We start from the raw sequence: 25,116 nt of genomic DNA, 5'->3' as shown, positions 1-25,116 counted from the left end.
TTTCTTCTCTCTTTCATTTTAAAGGCTTAACCCTCAGTAAAGAATTGATGAAACCTCTCCCGACATTGCTTGTTTTAGGATTATTCGGATCCCTCATAGGCCGGCCGTCAATAACGAAGTTATAGGCATATTCACCAGGCTGTATAGCAATATCTATCAGCCAGGTATTTGCATCAGATTTTTTCATTGGCTGTGGCACCCAGCTGTTGAACTCGCCGATTATTTCAGCTTTTTTTGCTTTTGAATGTCTTAAAGTAAACCGTATATTCCTTGTTGAAACGCTTGATGCAGGTTTTGCAGGCGCTGTTTCAGGATTTGAAGCTATTGTAGAAGGTTCTATGGCTGGGGCCTGTTTTGCGGGTACAGATTGTTTTTCGACTTGTTTTTCGGCCAGCGGTTTTTCTTTTATTTTTTCCGTTGCTCGGACAGCTAATGATTTTTTTATATTTCCAGCGTTATTGTCAAAGTTTTTCAGTGTTTTTTCGTTCATTAGCTCCGGAAGGCAGGATAGAGTACTATACCTATAAAATAATAAAGCTGAAGCAAACAGCATCACAACTACATCAAGTATTATCAAAGAGATCAGGTTTTTACGGTTCATCATTATTCACTCGGTTTATTGCTTTCAGAAAGAAGCACTAATAATTTTCTTACTGAATCCAGTTTAGATTCGATCCTGTCCATATCTTCTTTGCCGGGGCCACCCCCGCCTCCACCGCTCCCTGTATTTGAAGCTATGGAATCAATCTTTGAATTAAGAGAATCGAGTTTTGCCGAGAGTTTTTCAATTTCGGGAGAAGGCTGAAGGGTTGAAATAGTATCGTCAAACGATTTTTTATCATGGCTGTTTTTTTCCATCACTCCGATCAGTCTTGCAATTTCATTCACCTGGCTGGCAATTTCATTTATCTTTGCTTCAAAAAGCCCTGAATTATCATTTGGTTGAGGTTCGGCCTGGATATCCTCATCAAAAGGCAGTTTTTCTTCTTCCGGTAATCTTATCACTTGTAAGTTCTTAATTGCCCAGACAAGTATTACGATAGCTGCTAATATAATAAGGCAGGAGACAAGAATTATTGGGTCTTGAAAGCACGGAGCCATAATTTCCTCTTACTCTTAAATTGGTTTTATTATCAACGATTTTATAAAAATAAAATTGATAAGTCAAGGAAAAATTGCTAAAATGTGAATAGGTAAAGGTTACAAATTTATGACTATATATATAAGAAACCTGATTAAAACATATTATCTAAAAAATGAATGTAAAAATGTATTGACTGGAGTAAACCTTGAAATAAGGGCCGGACAGATATTTGGCCTAATGGGCCAAAACGGGTCGGGTAAAACGACTCTTCTTAAAATACTTTCTACCTTGATCCTGCCCACGAACGGGAATGTAGAGATTTGTGGTTTTAATATCGAAGACCATCCGGCTAAAACACGCCAGAGCATTGGCTTGTCGGCTGATCCAGATACCAGTTTTTACCAGATATTAAGTTTAAGGGAAAATATAAAGTTTTATGGAAGGCTGCTAGATGTCGAAAAAGATATCCTTGACAAAAGAATTGATGAATTTTGCGAAATATTCGGATTAAAAGAGTTTTTTGACGTTAAATTAAGCCAATGTCCGTCAGGCATAAAACAGAAACTTGCGGTAATCCGTGCATTTTTGCATGAGCCTGAAGTGCTATTGATAGACGAACCCGCACGCAGCCTTGACGAAGGGTCCAAACTTAAAATCCTGGAATTTATCAGGTCTGTTGTTAAAGAAAAAAACAAAACCTGTATCATGGTAACTCATGCTCTGGATGAAGCAAAGAGATTTGCCGACAGGATAGGGTATTTAGAGAACGGGAAGATAACAGAATAAATTCCAAAAGGATAAATCCCAAAAAAGAATGAAAAAATAGCAAAATTTCAAAATTACAAATCAAAACGAGAAAATTATTACATGCGACATGAAAACCCCGACTTCTGTCGGGGGATGAATGCATAATGATGTCGCAGTAGGCCGCGTTATCAAAGAAGCCTCCGGCTTCAGACGGAGGAGCGTCACTGATTTTGTTTGTAATTGAGATTTGTTTTGTCAGTCATTAGCTGGTTTAAAAACATGAATCTAATATTGGCTTTTTTATTAAGGGATCTTGCGATTGAAAAAACTTATAAATTCCACTTTGTAGTTAAAGTGCTGAACATTTTTTTTCAGCTGGTTCTTTTTTATTTCTTAAGCAAGCTGGTCCCTGATATTAAGTATTTTTCTTTTGTCCTTATAGGATTGATATTCAGCAGGCATTTCCAGTTCTGGCTTGATGTTTTCTCGAACAACATAAGACAGGAACAGCATTGGGGTACAGCTGAATTAATATTTCTTTCTCCGCACAGCCCGTTCAAGGTACTGCTGGGCACGATAAGTGCTAAATTAATAATATTGATTTTTGAAATAGTAATTTTTATTTTTTTGGGCAGTTTAATGTTTAATGCTGAAGTATTTTTTAACCCCGGGGGCGTTTTGCCTCTCGTTGTTTTAAATACAGTTATGTTTTTAGGTCTAGGGCTTATTTCAGCTTCTTTTATAATGTATTATAAAAGAGGCGATCCTGTTAACTGGATCGTTCTGCTCGCTTCCGATATATTATGCGGCGTATATTTCCCGGTAAATTTGCTTCCTTCTGAAATTCAAGGTTTATCATACATGCTTCCTACAACCCTATCTCTGCAGATCTTCAGGGATGCGCTGTTGAATAACGCTGCCCCTCCTGTCTCAAAACTGCTTGTTTTAACTGCCTGGTCTGTCCCGCTGTTTTTGGCCGGTATTTTCTGTTTCAGGAAAGCATTTAACAAAGCAAGAGAAGAAGGAAATCTGGGAAGCTACTAAGCTTTAATGCAAAATGTAAAATGCAAAATGAAAAATCAAGGTACTGCCTTTGGCGACTTATTTAAAATAATCCCGCAAAGCGGGATACAATAATTTTGCATTTTACAATCTTCATTTTGCATTTTCTCTGTACATATGTAGGCAGTAATTAAACGGCATTTGAAGCAGTTTGAAGAAAAGAAGAACCGGCCTGATAATCCTGAAAATCAAAATTTGAAAAGCATTTTTTAGGTTATATCTATAGGTAAGAAAATCAGTTGATGGAAAAAGTGTACGGGTAAGGTAAGAAAATTTTTTATTGAGAGGCAAAAACAGGAACCTTAAAATATGGCCTTTTAACGGAATGCTCCGTTTCAGGAACCAGGAGTAAACGAGCGGACTGAAACCTTCACCGGCCGGTTGGCCCAAGAATACATCAGAGACAGAACTCAAACCGTATTTTATTAATTTATTATCCAAAATCTGCGGATTAATCTCTTTCCCCCATTTTATTTTAATTACCTCAAGGTCTCTAAGCCACGCTGTCTCCTTAATTCCATGATGCAAGGCTGCATGCGCAAGTACATGGATATAAAACTCATCAGGAGGAAGGTGGTATACCATGGGCGAGATTTCATGGTTTTTGCTGTTTTGCCATAACTGTTCAATTTCTTTTTTGCTTAAATACCACAAGTTATCAGTGATGTCAATATAGGCGGGTTTTGAATTGCTGCAGAAACTTCCAGAGTCGCTGTTAAAAGCGGAATAGCCGAGCGAATTAAGGGTATTCCTTGTTTTTATCATGTCACCTGGTTTTAAAAGCAGATCAATATCGTCCATTATGCGTTCAGAAGCATAATCCTCGACAGTATTGATAAGAGCTGCTCCTTTAAGAAGTATCACAGGAACCCCTTCATTTTCAAGGACCCAGGCAAGCTCTTTTAGCTGATGAAGGATCAACAGGTTTCGGGTAAGAATTGCTTTGTTTAACGGTTTAGCTAAATTCATTATTGTTTTATATGTGCATTAACGTTTTGTACAAGAGTTTCAGTCAACTTTTTTAGTTCGTCTGGTGTTAGTTCCTTGCATGCTACCTGTTCTGAATATATTATTTCGCCGGTTTGTACGTTTATAATATTAAGAGCAAGTAAATAATCCTGCCCCAATTTTCCGAAACTGCCCGAAATTATTTTACTTACATTAAGGAGCTTGCCTATCTGTACTGCGCGCTCTGTTGTTGTACTGCCTGTTTGCTGGAACCCCTGCTCGGTCAATATTTTCTCCATACTATTTCTGTCAACCAGGGTGTATAATTTTGTTTCTGAAAGCAAATAACGAAAGCTTTCTGTAACAGAGGTTGATACAGCTAAAGAAACCGGAGGCATTGCCTGAAAGTCAAGAATAGCGATATTAAGTGAATTTGTGTCGATCTCTACTTTGTCGGCATTTGGAGTCACAAGGTTTTTTTCTATATAGAACGGTTCAAGGGTGTCCAGGGCAAAAGCGTATTTTATATATGCCTGGTCTTCGGATATTTTCTTAAGTTCTATTACGGCATCTCCGTACGTTTTAAGCACAACGTTTCCAAGTTTAACAGGTAGGCGGATCTCACAGTCAACTTTTTGAACTGGGATATTTAAACTGCCGTTAAAGTAATAGTGTTTGTAAATATCATCTTTTCCGGGTTTTTCCCCTATTTCAAACTTAAGTTTATTTGTTCCAAACCCTCTTAATATGCCCCTGACCAGGTAAACATCGCATTCCTTTGATTCTATATCTATTTTATATATAGACATGGGGCCTACGGTTGTCTTAAGTACTACGGAAACCTGAGCAGGAAAAAAAACAAACCCTTCGACCTTGGAGCTGTCGGCCGGAGAAGAGTAAATCTTGGGTTCTTTATTAAGGTCAGGTTTTGGAGTTTCATTTACGGCTATTTCTGTTTTTTTCTCTTTCTTTTTGGAGTTTCCAAAAAATGAAGTAAGGGAGAACCTCTGTGAATTGCCGAGTACGCCGTAAGGCGTAAATGCATAATCAAACCTGAAATTCACGCTTGAGATCATGAAGTTAATTCCCAGGCCGGCGGAAAGCCCTGAAAGGTCGTCAAGTTCCTCGCCGTACCAACGGTATTTGTAGCCTGTCCTTATAGCAAGAAAATCAACCGGAGTATATTCGGCTCCGGCAGATACAAAAACAAAATTATCTATAGGTTTTGCCAGATCAAGTGTTGAAACCAGGCTCTTGTTCCATCTATATGCGCTCCCGGCTCTCACTGTAAAAGGCGGGTAATAGCCTTCGTTCAGGAATTTAATTTTAGTACCGATATTTTCAAGGACAAAAGCAAGAGAAAGCGGCTGTTCAGGGAATTTATAAAGTGTGCCGAAGTCGGCAGCAAGTCCGTAAGCTGAGAAGTTATCGATATTCTGCTGGATAATTTTAAAACTTGCTCCTCCGGACAGGTTGTCTTTGAGCTCTTTAGCGTATGAAACGTGAACAGCCGCATCATAGGCTCCAAAGGTTCCTTCGGAGACCGTGAGAGGTTCAAACGGATTGCCTTCAAAAAGGCCAGAGCGCCTTTCAAGGTCTTTGGGGATCGTTATCCCGTAAACTCCGAGCGCCAGAGTTCCTTTTTTAAGAGGCGCCGCATAACCGAAGAACTCATGTTTTATGCCTTCAAACGACTCGTTATGAGTTATGTGCATCTGGTTTCCATCAAGCTGAACAAGCCCTGCAGGGTTCCAGTATAAGGCAGTAATGTCATCGCTCAAAGCAGAGAAAGCTTCACCCATTCCAATCGCCCTGCTTCCAAGCCCCAGCTTTAAAAATGTAGCTGAAGTCGTACCGGCGTTCGGATGGATCTTTACTTCACAAAAGGCAGGGGTAAGTGATAAGGTGTAAGTTGTAAGTAATACCAGAAGCAATTTTATATAAGTTCTTAAATTTACAATAATTATATTCACATTTATCTCCAAATAAATTTTTGTTTTTCTTACCCCTTATCCCTTACACCTTACCACTGCCGTTAATGAACAATCGCAAGTTTCTTCTTTAGATACCTGGTTCCGTACGGGGTTTTTGCGGCAAACCTGTATATGTAGACGCCGCTTGCGATGCCGGAAATGTTCCATTCAATTTCCGAGAATATCCCCGCGGGGCATCCGTCTTTTGTAAGATGGGCTATCAATTCACCCGCTATGTCATAGACGTCTATCGTTATATCGGCCTTGTCGCCAAGATAATATTTAAAAAACAATTTGTTGCCTGTTGCCGGGTTGGGGTATGTATAAACCTTATTGCCTGAGATCAGGTCTTCTTTTCCGGGCAGGTATTCCATGATCCTGTAATAGGAAAAATGCGGAATGACTGCCCAGACGCGGCCGTTTTCGAGTGTCGCGTCCGAGGTGTTTACGGTCTTCCACGTGTTATTGGAAATATCAGCCCAGAATATCCTAAGGTTTTCCTTTTTCATGTCTACAACATCTGAATTCATATAAGGGATTTTTATTAAGATGTTCTTAAAGAAAATAGTAGTTGATGGTATTATGATAAAATCTCTTAGGATATCGGTTGCTTTTGAAAATGACGGGATGTTAAGCTGCGGGCTTGACCTAGGGATCTTTATCCCCACTCTAGCATCATTGGAAAGCCCGCCGGCTTCTATTATGACGGTAGTTGTAGAACCGTTCACTATCAAGTCTATTGTCGCTCCCGCAGCAGCCAATACAGGGTAGCCGTCCATTTCAGAAAAGGCCGATACTGTGCTTGAGTATGCATAGTTGCCGCTTGTATCGACAGCGCTCAGTTTGTAATAATAAAGGATATAAACAGGGCATGCGCTGTCTACGTAAACAGTTGTCCCGGAGGAGACCTCTGTATAATAACTCATAGTAAGTGAGGATGTGCCCTTGAATATTCTATAAATACTTACATCGCCTGCACCTGCTCCGTCATCGCTTGATTTCGTCCAGTTAAGTACTAATACCCCACCTGGATCAAGGGGCTTATCGATGGCGGTCAAATTTGTGGGCGGGTTCGGCGCCGTTGTGTCGGCGCCTGGCGGATTCGAAGGCGGTGGGTTCGAAGGCGGTGGATTTGAAGGCGGTGGGTTCGAAGGCGGTGGATTCGAGCCCGTGCTTGAAGCCAGTGTATATTCCAGTATCCTGTGATATGAGAAATGGGTAACCTGAGCCTTAACGTATTTAGCTGTCGTATATGCGGACGAATTTATAACAGACCATTGGCCGTTTGTGTTATCCCAGGTGGATATCCTCAGATTGTATTCGTTTGTTATACCTGTTATATCGGAATTCTTATAATGAATCTTAATAGTTGCGGGTTTTAGAAAAGTCATAGTTGCAGGGTAGATAGTGAAATCTCTTACGATGTTCGTCCCTTTCATGGTAGAAGGGAGTGTTACGTTTGTATGAGCTGTCGATATCTTTATTCCTATCCAAACTTTGTTTGAGAATGTCCCGGAGGCGACGGTTACTTCAGTCATATAGCCGCCGCTTGTAAGAGTTACGGTCGAAGACTGGTTGATGTAGACCAAAGAGCCGTCAAGTTCAGAATGTGCACTGGCAATGCCTGACTCCAGTGATTCGTTCAGCCCATCATAAGAAGTCATCCTGTAATAATAAGTCTGGTAAACAGGGCACTGGTTGTCTGTATATGTTGTTGTTCCTGCATTTACCTGTGTGTAATAACCGAGTAAGTAGGGTGTTGTTCCTCTATAGATTCTGTAAACTATAACATCTTCATTGCCGGAGCCGTCATCTCCAGATTTAGTCCAGTTCAAAGAAATGCTTCCTCCGCTGTCAAACGGGGTGTCACGCGCAGCAAGCCCTGACGGGCCAAGAGGTATGTTGTTTACGACAGCTTTATTAACCGCCCTGTACGCAGAGGAGTTAATGTTTGCAGTTAAACGTAAAGTATAAATGCCGTCCTTTACCTTTGTGACATCCCAGGTTGCCAGTTTTTTGTTAACCACCTGGGTTGTCCCGCTGCTTAAATAAGTCCAATTTGTATCGACATCAGCTTTATAATCAACCTGGTAGTTTTGCAGCTCTGGATGCATTACCGTACCTGATACCGGCGTAACGGTATAAAGCTGGTCGCTGTCAAAGGGTTTAGATAAATAAAAAGTCGAGCTTGCTTTAAAGCAATAAAACTTATCGCTTGCTACGTACATTTTGCCGTTTGAAAGATTTACCGTTGAAGAAATTGGTTCTTTCGAAATATAATACTTGGTAACTATATTCCCCGTTACTTTATTTAAAATATATACATAGCCGCTTCCCGAGCCTACATAAACATAATCGCCGGAGATCACGGGAGAAGAGAGCTGTTCTGTCTTGGGTGAAATGCCGGTCGTCGAACTGACCCAGAGGACATTGCCGTTGGCTTTATTCACGCATACTATTTTTGAGGAATCGGTGCTTTTTGACGCGTCATAATAGCTGTAGTTCAGGTACAGCCTGCTTTCATCCTGGGCGATGCTTGAAGAAACCGTATATGTATTTGATTGGTTGGATGTAAGAAGTTTATCGATCTCCTGTGTTTCCCAGGATTTCTGCCCGCCATTTAAAAGCAGGGAATAAATCTTTGTCGTTTCCCCGCAGCCCGGTATATAAACATTGTTCCCGTCAATGCTGCACCCTGCATACCTCATGCTTGAATCCGTCTGAAAAGGCGTCTGCCAGAGGGCAGTGCCGTTGCTGCTGTTCAGGCAGTGCCATTTCCCGTCGTTGGTTCCAACGACAAGGTAGTTGTCTTTTGCTGCCATTGAAGAGAATCCAAAGGCAGAGACGTCAAACTGTCCAATAAAGCTGCCGGTATTGACATTCAGTGAAAGCACCTTGCTGTTCGGATATCCAGTTAAAATGAAAACTTTGTCTCCGGTTATTACCGGGCTTGAATAGAGATAACTATGCGTATCGTAAGACCACCTGGGCTCGTTACCGGTCAGGGAATTATAGATAAAACCATATACATTTCCGTCGGTTGATGCAGCCACTATCGTGCTGCTTGACGCAAGGGGTGTAGAAACTATATCTCCTCCGGTTGAATATTGCCAGACGTCCTTGCCGCTGTTTGCATCAAAACACCAGACCGAACCGTCACCCGCGCAGATATAAACATAATCCCTGAACGTGATGGGAGAAGACCTAAGTCCTGCAAAAAGCTCCTTTTGCCACAGGGGAGTGAAGCCTTCAAAATAAACGTCGTTTATCTGCCCGTTCCTTGATTCATTCACCATAAACATCTTGTCTTCGGAAGCAAAGACAAACGATGCCATAAAAATAATAAATGAAATAATATGGAGATGTTTTCTATTCATAAAAAATACCTTTGTTTTCTTTTTGACTTCTTGCTTATTGTCTATTTTTTCTAATTTCGAGATTCGATATTCGAAATTTGTTTATTTTTATGGTTCATAAACAAAGCTATAAAAGCTGCCGTCTTCAGTGGTGACGTTGATTACAAGCCCGTCGCAGTAGATGCTCAGTACAGAACCAGAGAGTTTGATCGGGTAACCTTGTTTTATCGTTACCCCGTCACTGGCATTGACCGCATAGAACATTCCGCTTGCAGTCCCGAAATAAACCCAGCCGTCCCGGGAAATAATCGTTGACCTTATGGGTGCTTTATTATCTACGCTATATACCCATAAAGGAGTGCCGCCCGAGATTGCGTTGAATTTATATAGTTTACCATTTTCGCTTCCTGCATACAACGCAGAATCAGATAAGTCAAGGTAAGGATCGGATTTGATTCCTATGCCAGCGTTATAGTCCGTCCAGCCCTGGGGTTTGGTAGTAAGAGTCGAGGATTCCCTGCAGTTAATTGTCCCGTTTTCAGTAACAATGTATATATAATGTTTGTTCAGTTCCAGGTTCAGAAGGCCGGCATAATAAGACAATGGACGAATAGGGTTTTCAAATGAAGCAGAGGATGCGATGTCTCCAGTTAAATTGTTTATCTTTACAACGTCTCCGCCTGTTGTTACATACCAGAGGGCATTGGTTCCGGAAGTGAAATCATCTATAACAGGGATTTGATCGGCTGGTGTTGTCAGCGCCTGGCTCTGGTACCAATTCGGATGGAATTCTCCCGAGAAACTATAATGGTAAACTCTGTTGTTGGTAGTTGTTACCCAGACACCGGAGGATTTGCCTGTATCCCAGACTGTCATGGATTTAATGTTCCCGCCGGGGATTTTTGACCACTCAACCGAGCCGTCTAAAGAATTGATCTTTTTGACACTGCCGTTTTCCATGGCAACAAAAAGAGACCCTGGGGACCAGTAAGCATAATCACTGGTCTGAGGCTCGCAGACAGGTTTGCCGCCAAGATTGACGGGACTGGCCCAGAGAGGAGTACCAGCGTAATCATAGGCCCTTAAATTGTTGTCATCGGAGTTAATGAAGGAATTGCCCAAGAAATCAAGGCTGGCTTTTCCTATGGGTTTAGTTATTTTTCCCGGAGTAGTTTTTATTGACAGGGCCGGCTTTCTCGGCTTAAACAGAGTCAGGGCCGGGGTGGTTATAGAATCGGTCTCAAGTATGTCCTGTTTGATGTTTGAGAGTGTGTCATTTACGAAAACGTTGTTTGAGGCAGGCATTAAAACCTTAAAAGTCGTCAGGTAATTAGTAGCGTCTTCTACAAGGTCCGCTATGAAGAAGAACCTTCCTTCTTTTAATGAACCTATGGTAACAGCCGGAACATTGGTGTCTATGAATATAGTCTGAACGCCGGCTGTGCCGGACTCAAGGTCGATATTGGCATTAGCGATGTGAGCTACAACTGTAGTGTCGATATCTATTTCGTAATACCCTGTGGTGTATGATTGGTTATCTGCATAAACGTAAAGGTTGCTGAATATGTTTTTAGCTTCAGCTGTAGTCAGTGGCGTATCGTTTGCCTTTGTGAATTTTACTTTTACTTCGTTAAACGAAATATTATAATTTGAAATCAAAGACTGGTTCTTTACCCTTATTTTTAAAAGCTCGGTCTTTGTTCCGGTATTTGTATATTTCTGGTTAGCATAAGTGAAAGAAGAATAATGCAAAGTGGTATCGTACATTATGGAAGGCCTTGCTATCTGCGGCGCCCTTCCTCCCGGGCTGTCAGTGTTGAACATCATTTTATATTCCGTATCGCTGACCAGGGTGTTACCGTCAATATCAGGGTCGCTTATCCAGGTATGGGTTGATGTTTGCAGGATGGTTTTTGAAAGGTCAACTCCTATATCTGTCAGCCTGTAAATATGAGGCGATTTTGTGTCCTGTGAACCTCCGGTCCTTATAAACCATAAGGTATCATTGTTACTATTGCCGGAGGTTGAATCCAGGGCAAGTTTGACCTCAATTTTTGCATTTTTCGGCATGTAGGAATCGCTTATCGGGTAATTAAGCTCATTCGGGTTTGTCAGGGTTTTTATGTTGAACGTGCCGTAATTGGATTCGGAAAGTGCGGCAAAATCATTAGAATTTACGTCTGTATCAGTTTTTTCGTCTATCCGTCCTATACTTCCAGAGGTAACGTAAGGAGCAGGCGTAACGTAGGCGGAATAGGCGGCATTTAAGTTCATATACCTTGATGCCACTGCCGGGTTGTGCCAGCTTACCCTGTCCACTTCCTGGCCGAAATGGTTTTCAAGCACTAAGAAATCCGAGGAACTGTTCAGCCCGCCTGTTCCAAAACATTCAAGATAGGTTTTTCCGGAAGAATCAAAAGAAGTAGTGTCAACACCTGTAAAGGAGCCCGGGTAAGATTTCTTATTTAGGTTGAAAAGCATTCCGTTGTTGTTTCTTAAAGTGTATCCTGTTAAAGTAAAAGTTGCTATGCCGTTGTTATATATTTCAATGAGCTGGCCGGTTAAATAATTTACTTCATTTATTTTAATAGAATCAGTTGTTATGGAATTAGCATAGCCGCCAGTAGGTGTGACATCTATTTCAAAGAAATCAGAGCCCTTATCAATACGCGAGTAACTTTTGTTAGTGCCGATAGATGCCGGATACTTTATCGTTGATACAATTGAATTGATACTGTCTTTAAGGTACAGGTCATGCGGCGAAGACGAATCAAGGTCTGATGCAATAGTCAGCTTGGAAAAACCGTTGCTTTGAAGCGAAGATGAACCTGTCCAGATAGGTGTCGGATTATTATCGTAATAAATATGCCAGCCGTTAAGGTTTGCGCTGCTGTTTGTAAAGTTGGCAATTTCTATCCAGTCCTGACCTGCTGAACCGGACGTATAAACTTCGTTTATAGTTACATTCCCGGACTGCGGCCTTGTAGAAACCGAATTGCTGAAACCGGACACATTTATATTTCCCCTGTCATTAAGTTTATCAAGTGTTTTTATAGCATACCAATAGGTAACGTTCGGGCTAAGCCCTGTAATTACGTGTACTTCCTTGACTGTCCTTGCCTGCGGCACCCAGGCCTGGGTTATTATAGAGGCATTGTTCCATTTTGTTTCGCTGTCTATAGCTGTAAAGGTAGTGTACCTGACCCGGTAAGAGCCGCTCGTATTGTCTCCTGTAATACCGTTGTCCCCGGGCGATGTCCAGGTGAGCTTTATCTTACCGTAGCTGTCTCCCTTGAAGGCTTCGAGGTCGGTTACAGCAGCAGGCGGGACCGTGTCTTTCCTTACTGTAAATACGTCTTTATAGACAGTGTTACTTCCGGACATGTCGTAAACCATGACAGAGACGTAGTTAAACGTGCCCTGGTTCAAAGAATAAAATGCGTTATTGCTCAAACTCCAGTTAGCGGTGTAATTCTGCTGGTTTGCGCCTGTGAATGCAACTTCCCAGTCAACGACAGGGCTGCCGTGCATAGCGCTTGAACGGTAAACCGAATATTCCATTTTATCGACTTTGGATAAGCTGTCATTAAAGTCTACGTTGTAAAGCGAGCCTGAGGAATTCCTCCAGGTATAATCTCCGCCTGCTTCGCCGTTTGTCATAGCCGGAGGTGTGGTATCTTTCATTACGTAGAAACAGAGAGTACCGTTTGTGTTGTCAACATTGCCTACTCCGTCATAAACGCGGACGTAAACGTCGTTTTTGCCGTCTTTCATTTTATTAAATGTGTTGTTGAGCAATTGCCAGTCAGTTGTGTAAGCGTTTGAGTTAATGCCCGAAACAACGGTTGTCCAGTCTTCCAGGGTTGAACCTGTGGCGTTATATTTAACCTTCGTCTGAAAATAAGCTATATTTGAATTGCCGGTATCCTGGATGTTCACATCATAATAACCGTTGTTTGCGCTCCTGTAAGTGTCGTCACCTGCCTGATTGTCAGTAATAGAAGGTGGTGTCGTGTCAAATTTGTCAGGTGACAGGTTAAAACATTCGTAGTTATAATCGGACGCGCTGACGGATTGTATGGTCCCCTGTCCCCAGGCTGAACCGGTCCAGTTCAGGGTCCTGATGGTGTTGCCGGTTTCAACTGCTCCCAGGATAAGCTTGTTCACGTTAGGGTCGGACATAAGCCCAAGCCACATAAGTGTAGTGCCGAAGCTGTAGGAATTCTGGGTAGCATTGTTAAGGTCTGATATAATGCCTGAAGTGTTGTACCATTGGTTATTCTGCCAGTAAACCCAGTCAATGAGGTTGTTTGAATCTGCGCAGACTACAAAGAATTTTCCAGAACTCTTTTCCCATTTGCAGTCTGTAAGCCTCGTTGTATAGTTAGCCACATCGCTGTCTGCTGTGGGCCTGGCAAGCCAGCTTGAACCGTTCCATATACCTGCATTCCAACCTGCATTAGTACGGGAGTCAAGAACAGTATAGCCTATGTTATTTGAACCCGGGTCCGCAGCCATCCTTACCCAAGCTGCGGGATTGGCGAGGTTCAGGTTTGTGTCTGTATTGGATGTGCCCCACTGTGTACCGTTCCAGGTATTATAATACAAAACGTTTGCCTCTCCCCATAGAACCACGCACCTGCCGCTTAATGTTTCCCAGGCAAGGTCAAAGCATTCGTAAGCGCTGTTGTTTTGAGCAGCGGATGAAAGCTTGCTGTAATTGCCAAAAGAAGTACCGTTCCATCTATAAGCATATAAAGCATTATTTTCGTCAAGAGCTACAAGCATAAGTTCGTTTGTCCCGGGCCGCGCTTTCATTTTTACCCATCTGACTATTCCGATTGAATCGCCAAGGGTAAGAGAGGTCTCAGAACCTACCCAAACAGCTGCTGTTGACGACCAAACGCGGTATGAAACTGTTCCAGGGGAACCTCCCTTATAATAGACCACGACCGCCCTTCCTGAGTTCTGTTCATAAGCTATATCAAAACAGCGGTATGTAGAAAGCGTTGTAGCTGCAGTAAATTGGCTTGACCAGGATGTTGTTGTGTTGTCATATCTTTGTATATATAGGTTGTTGCCCGAAGAGAGTATCCCTGCCATTTTTTCTTTTCTGGCGCCGTTATTAGTCTCAAGCCTTACCCACCTTATTGTAGATCCGGATGCTGCTCCATTGTTCCCTGTTGTCCAGTTACCGGAGGTCCAAAGCTTTGTCTTATGATATGTAAGGGTGCCTTCACCGTAGGTAAGCATGGCATCTCTTTCTCCAGCCTGGCCGGGTGCTGCGGTTTTTGTTGAGCTGGCGTCTGAATAGTTATTGCCTTTGTCGTAAGCTTTTATGGAGAACCAGTATTGTTTTGAGGTGTCGAAGCCGGCTAGTATGTTGCTTTCCGGGTATCCGCTTGACTTAGGTGTCCAGGTCTGTGTATATGTGGAAATATTCGGCTTATTGAAATTTGCCGGGCTGAATGAAAAAGTAGCATATTTCACCAGATAGCCCGAGGCTGTGCCTGTATTGCCGTTGTCTCCTGTTGCTGTCCAGGTAAGGATTATCTGGCTTTCGTACGAGCCTGTGGCAGCAGCAAGGTTAGTAATAGTAGAAGGCTTGATTATGTCGGGACCGGTTAAGGTGTAAGTACTGTTTGAGACATTGCTCCACAACCCTGCCTTATCCCTTGTCTTTATCCAGAAATAATATGTTGTCCCGGCTGATAAACCGGTTATATTATATTTCTCCTGGTTTCCGGCAGGGGTTGATGTTGAGATATCTTTTGTGTATGTGGCTGTATCAAAACTCTGGTTTATATTTGAAGTGTAGCGTATTCGGTACATTGAATTTGTGAGGTAACCGGTTGAATTATCATCTCCGGGCGCTGTCCAGGATAACCTGGCTATCCCTTCAGTTCCTGCTCTGGACCCCAAGTTCAAAATTGCGCTCGGCGCTACGACATCCTTTCTTATATAAAACGCATTGATTACTGCCTGTGATGAGCCCGCATAGTCAAAGCAGCGGACGTCAACATAGCTTGTGGAGTTAGCGGGCAGCGAGTTAAAGTGAGCATCTGTGACCTGCCAGTTTGTGGTGTATTGCACTGAATTTATGCCTGAGATAAATGTATGCCAGTCTACGAGTATATTGCTTTCGGTCTGGGTTTCTTTTATCCTGTACTGTGCGTAATTTAACATAGAAAGTGTATCTCCGAAGTCAATATTGTAAGTTCCGTTATTGGCTGTTCGCCAGGTTGAATCGCCTCCTGAAATATTATTAGTAATACTGGGCGTAATTGTATCTTTTTTTACATAGAATGCGTTTGTGACAGCTTTTGATGAACCGGCATTATCAAAACACCTTACGGAGACATAGGAGTAAGATGTCTTAAGCAAGTTAAAATGGTTTTGTGTCAGGTTAAACCCGGTCGAGTAGGAGTTTGCGTTTATGCCTGTAACATAGGAGTACCAGTCAACTATTATTCCTCCTGTTCCGGATACAACTTTATATTGGGTATTATTAAGTTTGCTTGCTCCTGTGTCATTATAGTTTATATTATAGCTGTAGCCTGTGTTTATCCTCCTCCAGTTTGTATCTCCGGTTTGGTTATTCGTTACTGTAGGAGGTGTCGTGTCTTTAAGTACAAAAAATGCTTTTGCATAAGTTGAGGTATTGCCTGCAAGGTCTGCCATCCTTAAGGATACATAGTTTGTTGTACCCCACTTTAACTGGTTAAAGTGCGAATTCGTAATCTGCCACGGAGTGGTAGATGCGACTTTATTTATGCTTGACACGTCAGTCTGCCAGTCATAGACGTACGGGGTGCCGGCAGGGCTTGTTGAAACCCGTGTTTGAAGATAAGATACGGAAGAGCGGCCAATGTCATACAGGTTTATGTTGTATGTTGCATTGTTCATCCTGCGCCACTGCGTGTCGCCTGAAGCTATATTGTTTACGAAATAAGGAGCGGAGGTGTCTTTTTTTACAAAGAAAGCATCTTTTAATGAGGTTGTCTGGGCTATCATATCGTAGCTTTCAATGTTTATGTAGTTGTATCCAGGCCAAAGAGACGTAAAATCAAGCTGCCAGTTTGTCGTATAAGCCGTTGTGCCCTGTGTAAGAGGTATAGTTGTCCAGCCCAGTATATTGCTCCCTCCCATGTCCGGTGCTGAGTAAACCGAGTAGCGTACGCCTTTAAGTTTTGAGCCCTGGTCCTCAAAATCAACATTATAGGCTACAGATGAATTTCTCCAGGTGTTATCCCCTCCGGCCTGAGAGTTTGTAATAAGAGGAGAGGCGGTATCCTTGTAGATGTAGAATGCGTCAAGAATCTCGCCGGTTCCAGAGCCTGCATTGTCATAAGCCCGTAGCGTCACATAGTTTTTGCCCTGTAGAAGCTTAGAGAATGTTTGTGCGCTTATTTGCCAGTTCGTTGTATAAAACGTAGTATTAATTGACAGCGCCTGGTTCATCCAGTTTTCCACCTGGTACCCGTTTTTATTTGATTCGCTGTAAATAAGCGTCTGAATGTTAGATAATTTGCTTCCGCCCAGGTCAAAGAAATCCACATTATAATACCCGTCATTTGCATTTCGCCATACATCATCGCCTATCTGAGAATCTGTGTATGTTGGAGGTGTAGTATCTTTAAGGATATAAAAAGAATAATTTGTGACAGTAGTTGTGTTGGCTGCCCAGTCATAGGCCTTGATGAAAACATAGTTTGTTGTAATCTGGGTCAAAGATGAGAACAATACCTGCCAGTTCTGGGTATAGTTCCTGGTGTTTGTAGAAACAGCGGTTGTCCAGGGCAGGACAAGTGCAGCCGGGTTAATAAACGTAGAATTATATACGGCGTAATCGAGGCGTTTTACATAGGAGTAAGTGTCCAGAAAGTCAACGTTGTAAGCTTTTGAGGAATTTCTCCAGGTATTATCTCCTCCGGTTTCGTTGTTTGTAATTACAACCGGCGTAGTATCCTTTTTTATGAAGAAGGCATTTGTCACAGTAGCGATGTTAAGGGCATAATCAATAACCCTCACAGATACATAGGAATATGAGCTGCGCAGAGAATTAAACTGGGACTCGGTAAGTTTAAAATCAGCTGTATAGTCTGTAGCATTAATTCCTGTAGCATAGGTGTACCAGTTTGAGACTATTCCGCCGGTTGAATTTGTCAGTTTATACTGCGCATAGTTAAGCTTGGAATAGCCGTTTTCATGATAATCTAAGTTATAAAGCGTGCCGCTTGATTTTACCCATGTGTACCTGCCTCCAGACTCGTTGTTTGTAATAGTTGCGGGGTTAGTGTCCTTTCTTACGTAGAATACGTCAGTGGCTATTTTTATATTGTAACCCTCATCATAAACCTTTACTGAAATGTAACTTGTGCCAGGAGGCAGCAGGTTGAAAGTTGTATCGCTTAGTTTCCAATTAGCAGTATAAGTCGAGATATGCAGGTTGTCCGCGATAACTCTCCAGTTATCTTTCATAGTGCCGGAAAAGTTCTGCTGGGTATAAGCGATAGTTTCAAATTTAAGCAGTGCAGACGGGCCGTGTGATGAGAAATCAACATCGTAAGTCCCGTTGTTCTGCCTTCTCCACTGGTTGTCGCCTGTCTGGTGGCTCGTTATCTGAGGCTGAGATACAGTCTTCTTTACATAAAACAAATAGGAATTTGATGTAATGTTGTTGCCGGCATTATCTACGGCTTTAACCCAGACGTAGTTGTTAACGTTATTCTCTAAAGCTGAAAAATTAACCCCCCAGTTGCTCGTATATGATGCGGAACTGATATTTGTTTCAAAAGGTGTCCAGCCGAGCACCTGGGACGATCCGGTCCAGGTGCCAAGATACACGGAATAATATAGGCTCTTTATGTTAGAACCGCCTGAATCATTGAAATCTACATTAAATACCTTTCCGGGATTTGAAGAATACCAGTTATCGTCACCGGACTGGTTGTCAGTAATTGTCGGCAGGGTTATATCCTTCTTTACGGTAAATACGTCTTTTTGCAGAGTCTGCAAGCCTACGCTGTCAAAAACCTTTACTGAAACGTAGTTATAGCCCTGGATAAGTGCCGAGAAATCAACTCCCCAGTTGTTTGAATACAGATTGGTGTTTTGTCCTTCAAAGATAGAAGTCCAGTTCTTAAGCTGTGACCCTGACATATTTGCCTGTGAATAAACGCAGTAGTACGCACTCGTGCAACCGGAGAGAGTGTCTTTAAAGTCAACGTTAAATATCGTTCCCGGGTTTGAGGAGTACCACAGAGTATAGGCATCAGGCGTATAAATTACAGTAGGAGAAGTGGTGTCTTTCTTTATAAAGAAAGCATTGTCAAGGGTGCGGGAGTTGCCGAGCTTGTCAAAGGCTTTCAGCGAGATGTAATTGTACGAAGAAGGCATCACATTAAAATGAGCTGCTGTAATTTTAAGAGTATTTGTATAGTTTATTGAGTTAATGCCGGACGCATAAGTATTCCAGTCTGCTATCGTAGCGCCTGCACCGGAAACTATCTTGTATTGGATATAATCGAGCAGAGACTTGTCGTCCTTGTAGGTGATGTTATAAGCAGTTCCTGAAGAAGAACGCCAGGCATTATCGCCGTACTGATAGTCATAAATGGCAGGTACTTCTGTGTCTTTTTTTACATAGAAAACTGAAGCTCGTATAGTTTCGTTTCCTGCATTATCCCGCACTTTAACGAAAATGTAGTTAGTGGTTGACTTCAACTCTGCGAACGATAAACCCCAGTTCGGCGTATAAAGTGTTGTGTTTGTGGAAGTGATAAGCGTCCAATTTATCACCGGAGTACCGGTTGTGTATGTTGAAGTATAAACGCTGTAATAAGCCGTAGCAAACATGGAAAGAGTGTCTTGGAAATCTACGTTAAATACGGAACCGGGATCCGCCGAGATCCAGGCGGTATTGCTTGTCTGGTTGTTGATGACCGTAGGAGCTGAAGTGTCTTTCTTGATGTAAAATACGTCTTTGTAAGTACCATCCTTTGAAAGGTTATCAACTGCTTTTACAGAAACGTAGTTTGTTCCCTGCCTTAAGGCCGTAAAATCAACCTGCCAGTCGGAGGTGTATGAGCCGTTATTTATTGACGATGCAATATTAGTCCAGTTTTTTAATAAGGTACCGCTCTGGTTTTGAGCGCTCCAGACTTGGTATTGGCAGTAATTTAAGCCGCTTCCGTAATCGGAGAAATCCAGGTTGTAGGCCCTGGCTGTTGAGCGCCAGGAGTTGTCGCCGGATTCATGGTTTGAAATAGAAGGCGCAGAGGTGTCTTTCCTGACATAAAAAGCGTCGGTTATTGAAGCAGAGGAGCCTGCATAATCGTAAGCTCTTACTGAAACGTAGTTTGTGCCCTCCCGCGCAGCATAATAATCGATGTCCCAGTTGGTTGTGAAGGAATTTCCGCCTAAATCTGAAAATATCTCGGTCCAGGGTTTTATAAGGCTTCCGGACATCCCCTGCCCTGAATATACGGTATATTCAGAATTATAAAGAAGCGAGCCGCCAGAATCTACAAAATCAATATTAAACACATTGCCCGGGTCTGATACATACCAGGTACCGTCGCCTGTTTGATAGTCAACTATATGCGGGTTTGCAGAGTCTTTCCAGACATGGAATGCATCGCTAATTATTGCAGATGAACCCGCGATATCGTAAACTCGGACCGAGACATAGTTTGCCGTGCCGGGGTTTAAGGAATACCAGTCAATTTTCCAGTCTGTAGTATAAGACGCGCTATTTAATCCGGTAAATAGGTTAGTCCAGGTTTTTATCGCAGTTCCTATCATTCCGGTTTGGGAATAGACACTGTACTGCGCGTAATCAAGCTTGGAGCCGCCGGAATCCTGAAAGTTCACGTCATAAGCCGTGTTAGTTGAGGCAAGCGTTCGCCATATATCCTGGCCGGAAACATTATTCGTTATTACCGGGCAGGCAGTGTCTTTTCTTATGTAGAACGCGCTGTTTATAGTCAGAGAAGAACCGGCCTTGTCAAAAACCCGTACAGACACGTAGTTCGTCCCTCCTGAAAGCAGGTTGAAATGAGAATCCTGTATCTGCCAGTTAGTTGTATAGGTGTAACCCGGGTCTGATTGGAATGTATACCAGTCAACAACCGTGCCTGAAACCGTAGATGTGACCTTATACTGAATGTAATCTATTCCTGAACCGGATATGGAATCTTTAAAGTCCACATTATAACTGCCTATGTTGGTTTTTCTCCAGGTATTGTCTCCTCCTGAAATGCCGTTTGTTATCTGTGGCGCGGTCGTGTCTTTTTTTACGAAGAAAACATCGTCAACCTTAGTATTATGTCCTCCGGCATCGTAGACCCATACTGAAACGTAGTTCATGCCTTCTACTGCGGTTGAAAAATCTATCTGCCAGGGGTCGGTGTATGACGGTGCATTTATGCCTGTTACCTGGTTCTTCCAGTCCTGATGAATAAGCCCCTGCTCGTTCGGCTGTGAGCATATCTTTGTCATAAAATAACTCAGACCGTCGGTTGGGCAGTTTGACGAAAAATCTACATTATAAGATGTCCCGGTTAACTTCCTCCAGGTTGTATCTCCTTCCTGCAGATCGGTAATTACGGGGGTTTCTGTAGTTTTAAATACCTTAAAAGTGTCAGTAGATATCTTCAAGTTCCCTGCATTATCATAAACCCTTATGCTTACCCAGTTCGTTGCCGGGGTTTGAAGCATTGCCCCGAAATCTATAGGCCAGTTTTGCGTATAAGCTGCTACATTTGTTGAAACAAATATGTTGGTCCATCCTTTTAATTGCGGTCCTGAGATATTAGATGAAGAATAAATTGAATACTGTGCGTTGTTTAGCTTGGAGTTCCCGCTGTCCGCAAAATCTATGTCAATAATACTTCCGGGGTCTCCTGCATACGGGCCGTAATAAGACGTATTTACATCTATTGTGGGTGCGGTTGTATCTTTTCTTATGTAAAAAGCGTCAATAACGGTGTTTGTCGAATAAAGGTTATCCCAAGCTCGAACAGAAATGTAGTTTGTAGCCCCATGCCTGAGAGAAGAGAAAGCCACCTGGAAGTTTTTATTGTAGGTTGCGGTGTTAGTCGCAGTAAAGATATTAGTCCAGGGCATTATCTGTGTCCCGAGCTGGTTTGCCGCACTGTATGCACAGTACTGAGCAGAATGAAGCTTGCTGCCTGAATCCTGATAAATTATATTATAGCTTTGTGAAGAGTTTTTCCAGGTATTGTCTCCTATGGTTTGATATCCCGAGAGCCTTGGGGTGGAAGTATCTTTTAATACCTTGAAAGCGTTGGTTATTGTGTAGGTGTTTGCTGCCGTATCAAAAGCGTTTACTGTAATATAATTTGTGGCTTCATCCCTTAAGGAATTAAAATCAGGGCTCCAGCCGGAATAGTAAGTTGTTTTACCGTTAATATTAGCTATCAATCCGGATGAAACCAGAGAGCTGTTTACGCTGGCGCTCCAGGCGGGAGTGCTTAGTTTGCTTCCGTAATCTGAGAAATCTACGAAATAGCTGCGCGAAGCTTTGCTCCACATAGTGTCCTTTCCTGTTTCGTGGTTGGTTGCCTGAGGTACAGTTGTATCTTTTTTAACGTAAAAAGCGTTTGTTATTGTCTGTGTGTTACCTGCCAGGTCATAGATTTCAACGGATATATAGTTTGTGGCGCTGTCCTTTAACGAATTGAAATTAAGCGTCCAATCTGTAGTAAATGAGCCGTTCGCTATACCGGATATTGTCGAAAAAGGTATTACAGTCGCGCCGTCAGCAACAGCTTTATACTTGGCGCTTTTAAGTTTTGATGCCGAATCAGCAAAATCTACATTGTAGTAACGGCCTGTCTTCCTCCAGACGGTGTCTTTTCCTGACTCGCCGTTAGTATAGGTGGGCGGAGTCGTATCTTTCTTTACGCAGAAGGCATTATTTATTGTTGTTGTATTGCCGGCTATGTCGTAGACCTCGACAGTTATGTAGTTGGTAGCGCCGTCTTTCAGGCTTGAGAAATCAACGTCCCAGTTTGAAGTGAAGGAAGTGCCGCTGACTGACGCTAGAGAGGTAAGAGCGACCAGGGTGGCCCCTGAGCAGAGCGCTTTGTATTTTGATCCTTTAAGCCTGGAAGAATAATCGTAGAAATCGACATTATACGTCCTTGAGCTTTTTGAGTTGCGCCAGGTTGAGTCTCCGCCGGACTCTGAGTTTACATACAAAGGAGCGGTTGTATCTTTTCTTACGTAGAATAGGTTATTTGTCTGGGCAACGTTGGCTACTGAATCGTACGCTTTGACAGAAACATAGTTCGTGGTGTTCTCACGGAGTTTTGCAAAATCAACGGTCCAGTCTGAAGTATAGGAGGTTATGGCACCGGATGAAAAAATGACTTTCCAGTCTATTATAGTGCCTCCTGTAGATGAGGTTACTTTGTAAAAGCCGGTCGAAAGGTTAGTGTCATAGAAATTAACGTCGTATTTAATTCCCAGTTTTCTCCAGGTATTGTCTCCTGAGACTGTTGATGTTATTGTCGGCGCAGAGGTGTCCTTTAATATGTAAAAAGCATCTTTTTTTACCGATGTTGAACCTGCAACATCATAAGCCCTTATGGAAACATAGTTGGTTCCAGGCTTGAGCAGGTTAAATACCAGACCGGGTAGCTGCCAGTTGGCAGTATAACTGGTCGCAGCTATGTTCGTTACCGTGTCAGTCCAATCTGCAACTATCAGCCCTGAGAAGTCCTGGCCCGTTGTCACTTTAATCTGAAATTTATCAAGATATGAGCCGCCGGTGTCGGCAAAGTCTACGTTGTAATAGCCGGAGTTTGAACCCCTGTAGGTGTTGTCTCCGGTTTGAGCCGATGAATCTATTGTAGGCGCAGTGGTATCTTTCTTGATATAAAAAACATTTGATTCCGTATATGAATTGTTCGTATTGTCATTTACTTTTATTGAGACGTAATTTATGCCTTCCCTGGCTTTTGCCCAATCAACCTGCCAGTTTTTCGTATAGTTTGTTACGTTTGTTGACGTAAATATGTTTGTCCAGTGTATAAGTATTCCCCCTGTTGATGAGGTTAATTCATACTGGGCGTCATTTAACTTGCTGGTAAAGTCCTGGAAATCCAAATTGTAGTCTCTGGATATTCTTCTCCAGGTATTATCCCCGCCAAGTTCGTTGTTGGTTATACCAGGAAGGACCGTATCTTTTTTAATGTAAAAAACAAGCCCGTAAGTAGTTGTGTTCCCAGCCAGGTCCGTGCTCCGTACGTGCACCAGGTTTTGGCCTTCAATAAGACCGTTGAAATTTACTTCCCAGTCAGTAGCGTAGCTATAGCCTAAAACGCCTGCAATATCCGTCCAGTTTATTCTAGTGCCGCCTGTTGATGTAAGCACCCGGTACTGAATGGACGCAAGACCGCTTCCTCCGGATTTGTCAATAAAATCTACGTTATATTTTGTTCCGGACTGGTTCTTCCAGGTATTGTCGCCTGACTGGCTATTCGTAACAGACGGGGTAGTTGTATCTTTTTTAACGTAAAAAACGTCATTCTGGGATTTTTCGTTAAAAGCATTATCCCGCACTTTTAGAGAAACATAATTTGTCCCCTCTTTTAAATTGTTGAAATTTAACGACCAATCTGTTGTATAATTTTTCTGGTTCAACCCGGAAAAGACCGGGGTCCAGTCAATCAGCACCGTGCCTGACTGGTTTGTCCCTGTGCAGATTTTATATTGTGCGTCATAGAGCAGGGAGTCATTGTCTGTAAAGTCAACATTGTAAACCGTGCCGGCAGTTTTTCTCCAGTTATCGTCGGGAAGAACGGCGCTTGAATTAAGTGTGGGAGTAATAGTGTCTTTTTTAATGTAAAAGACATCTGTAGACGTTGAAGAATGCCCGGAATAATCAAAACATCTTACCGATACATAGTTATAGCTTGATGCAAGGAGGTTGAAGTTTACACTGAAATCAGCCGTGTATTCGGATAAATTCAGGTTATTGAAAATATTTGTCCAGGCGCTACGCTGGGTCCCGGCCATTCCGGTTGAAGAATACACGCAGTATTGTGCCTGTTTTAGGAGCGAAGCCTGATCCTTGAAATCTACGTTGTAAATCGCGCCTGGGTCTGTTGTCCTCCATATATTGTCGCCTGTCTGGTTGTCTATTATCTGAGGAGAAGTTGTATCCTTGAAAATATAAAATGCATTTGTAACGGTAGTTGTTGAGCCTGCCCTGTCCCAGCACCGTACATCAACATAGTTCATGCCTTCAACAAGTTTGTTAAAATCTACCTGAAAATCCTGTGTATATGAGGGAGTATTCAAAGGCCCGAATACATTTGTCCAGTTAGCCAGGACAGCTCCGGTTGAAGATTTTATCCTGTACTGGCCGTAGTTTAAAAGAGATAGCGAGTCCTGGAAGTCTACGTCATAAGTTGTGCCTGCAGATGTCCGGTAAGTGTTGTCTCCGCTGACCTTGTTTGTTATAACAGGGGTCGTAGTGTCTTTTAAAATATAGAAAGCATGTTTTAAAGTAGCTGATGTGCCCGCCAGGTCGTAAACACTTACGGATATATAGTTTGTACCCGGCCTTAGCAAATCCCAGGCTTGGCTGTTTAATTGCCACGGTGCGGAATATGAGGGGCTGTTGATGTTAGACGTAATGGTACGCCAGTTGTCAAGGATGGTTCCTGTCCCATAAGCGCCTGTTGTTACTTTAGTGGCAAAATAGTCGAGGTTTGAACTTCCGCCATAGGTAAAACTTACATTGTAAAAACCGTTATTTGATTTTCTCCAGGAATTATCTCCTGACTGGTCGTTTATTATGTGCGGGGTTTGGGTTGATTTTTTGACATAGAAAAGATAAGTATCAGACGTCCTTGTATTTCCTGCCATGTCCTGAGCTTTTACCCAAACATAGTTATAGCTTGATTTTAAG

General features: G+C 42.5%; 8 protein-coding genes (1 of these 8 cut by a window edge). 2 read left to right on the top strand and 6 right to left on the bottom strand.

Annotated features, from left to right (window positions below; genetic code table 11):
* Nucleotides 1-13: 13 nt before the first annotated feature.
* Nucleotides 14-604 carry a glycogen-binding domain-containing protein gene (locus LHV68_03610; protein ID MCB4790954.1) on the bottom strand — a complete coding sequence of 197 codons (591 nt, stop codon included), beginning with the start codon at nt 602-604 and terminating at the stop codon, nt 14-16.
* The gene (locus LHV68_03605) at nt 604-1,101 is read right to left on the bottom strand and encodes a hypothetical protein (GenBank protein MCB4790953.1); all 498 of its coding nucleotides are present in this window, start codon (nt 1,099-1,101) and stop codon (nt 604-606) included. Before LHV68_03605 ends, LHV68_03610 begins: the two co-directional genes overlap by 1 nt.
* 109 nt (nt 1,102-1,210) lie before the next feature.
* On the opposite strand from LHV68_03605, the gene LHV68_03600 reads away from it, so the two are divergent.
* The gene (locus LHV68_03600; protein MCB4790952.1) at nt 1,211-1,870 is read left to right on the top strand and encodes an ABC transporter ATP-binding protein; all 660 of its coding nucleotides are present in this window, start codon (nt 1,211-1,213) and stop codon (nt 1,868-1,870) included.
* A 240-nt stretch (nt 1,871-2,110) separates the two neighbouring features.
* A complete protein-coding gene (locus tag LHV68_03595) occupies nt 2,111-2,875 on the top strand; it encodes an ABC transporter permease (protein ID MCB4790951.1) in 765 nt (254 codons plus the stop codon).
* A 111-nt stretch (nt 2,876-2,986) separates the two neighbouring features.
* Here LHV68_03595 and LHV68_03590 read toward each other — a convergent pair whose 3' ends face one another.
* The 4 genes from LHV68_03590 to LHV68_03575 form a co-directional block, all read right to left on the bottom strand.
* Complete coding sequence (locus LHV68_03590; GenBank protein MCB4790950.1) at nt 2,987-3,862, bottom strand: nucleotidyltransferase family protein; 876 nt, start codon at nt 3,860-3,862, stop codon at nt 2,987-2,989.
* Complete coding sequence (locus LHV68_03585) at nt 3,862-5,814, bottom strand: PorV/PorQ family protein (protein ID MCB4790949.1); 1,953 nt, start codon at nt 5,812-5,814, stop codon at nt 3,862-3,864. Before LHV68_03585 ends, LHV68_03590 begins: the two co-directional genes overlap by 1 nt.
* Nucleotides 5,815-5,876: 62 nt before the next feature.
* Nucleotides 5,877-9,191, bottom strand: coding sequence for a PQQ-binding-like beta-propeller repeat protein (locus tag LHV68_03580; protein MCB4790948.1), 3,315 nt, complete (start codon nt 9,189-9,191; stop codon nt 5,877-5,879).
* 87 nt (nt 9,192-9,278) lie between these two features.
* On the bottom strand, nt 9,279-25,116 hold the 3' portion of the coding sequence (locus LHV68_03575; protein ID MCB4790947.1) for a hypothetical protein. Its footprint extends 15,539 nt past the window's final position; only the last 15,838 of its 31,377 coding nucleotides appear in the window; its start codon lies beyond the right edge, outside the window; its stop codon occupies nt 9,279-9,281.

Origin of the sequence: Candidatus Liberimonas magnetica, from assembly GCA_020523885.1 — a bacterium.
In the GTDB taxonomy this organism is placed as follows: Bacteria; Elusimicrobiota; Endomicrobiia; order Endomicrobiales; family JAFGIL01; genus Liberimonas; species Liberimonas magnetica.
This window is presented reverse-complemented; position numbering and strand designations above follow the sequence as displayed.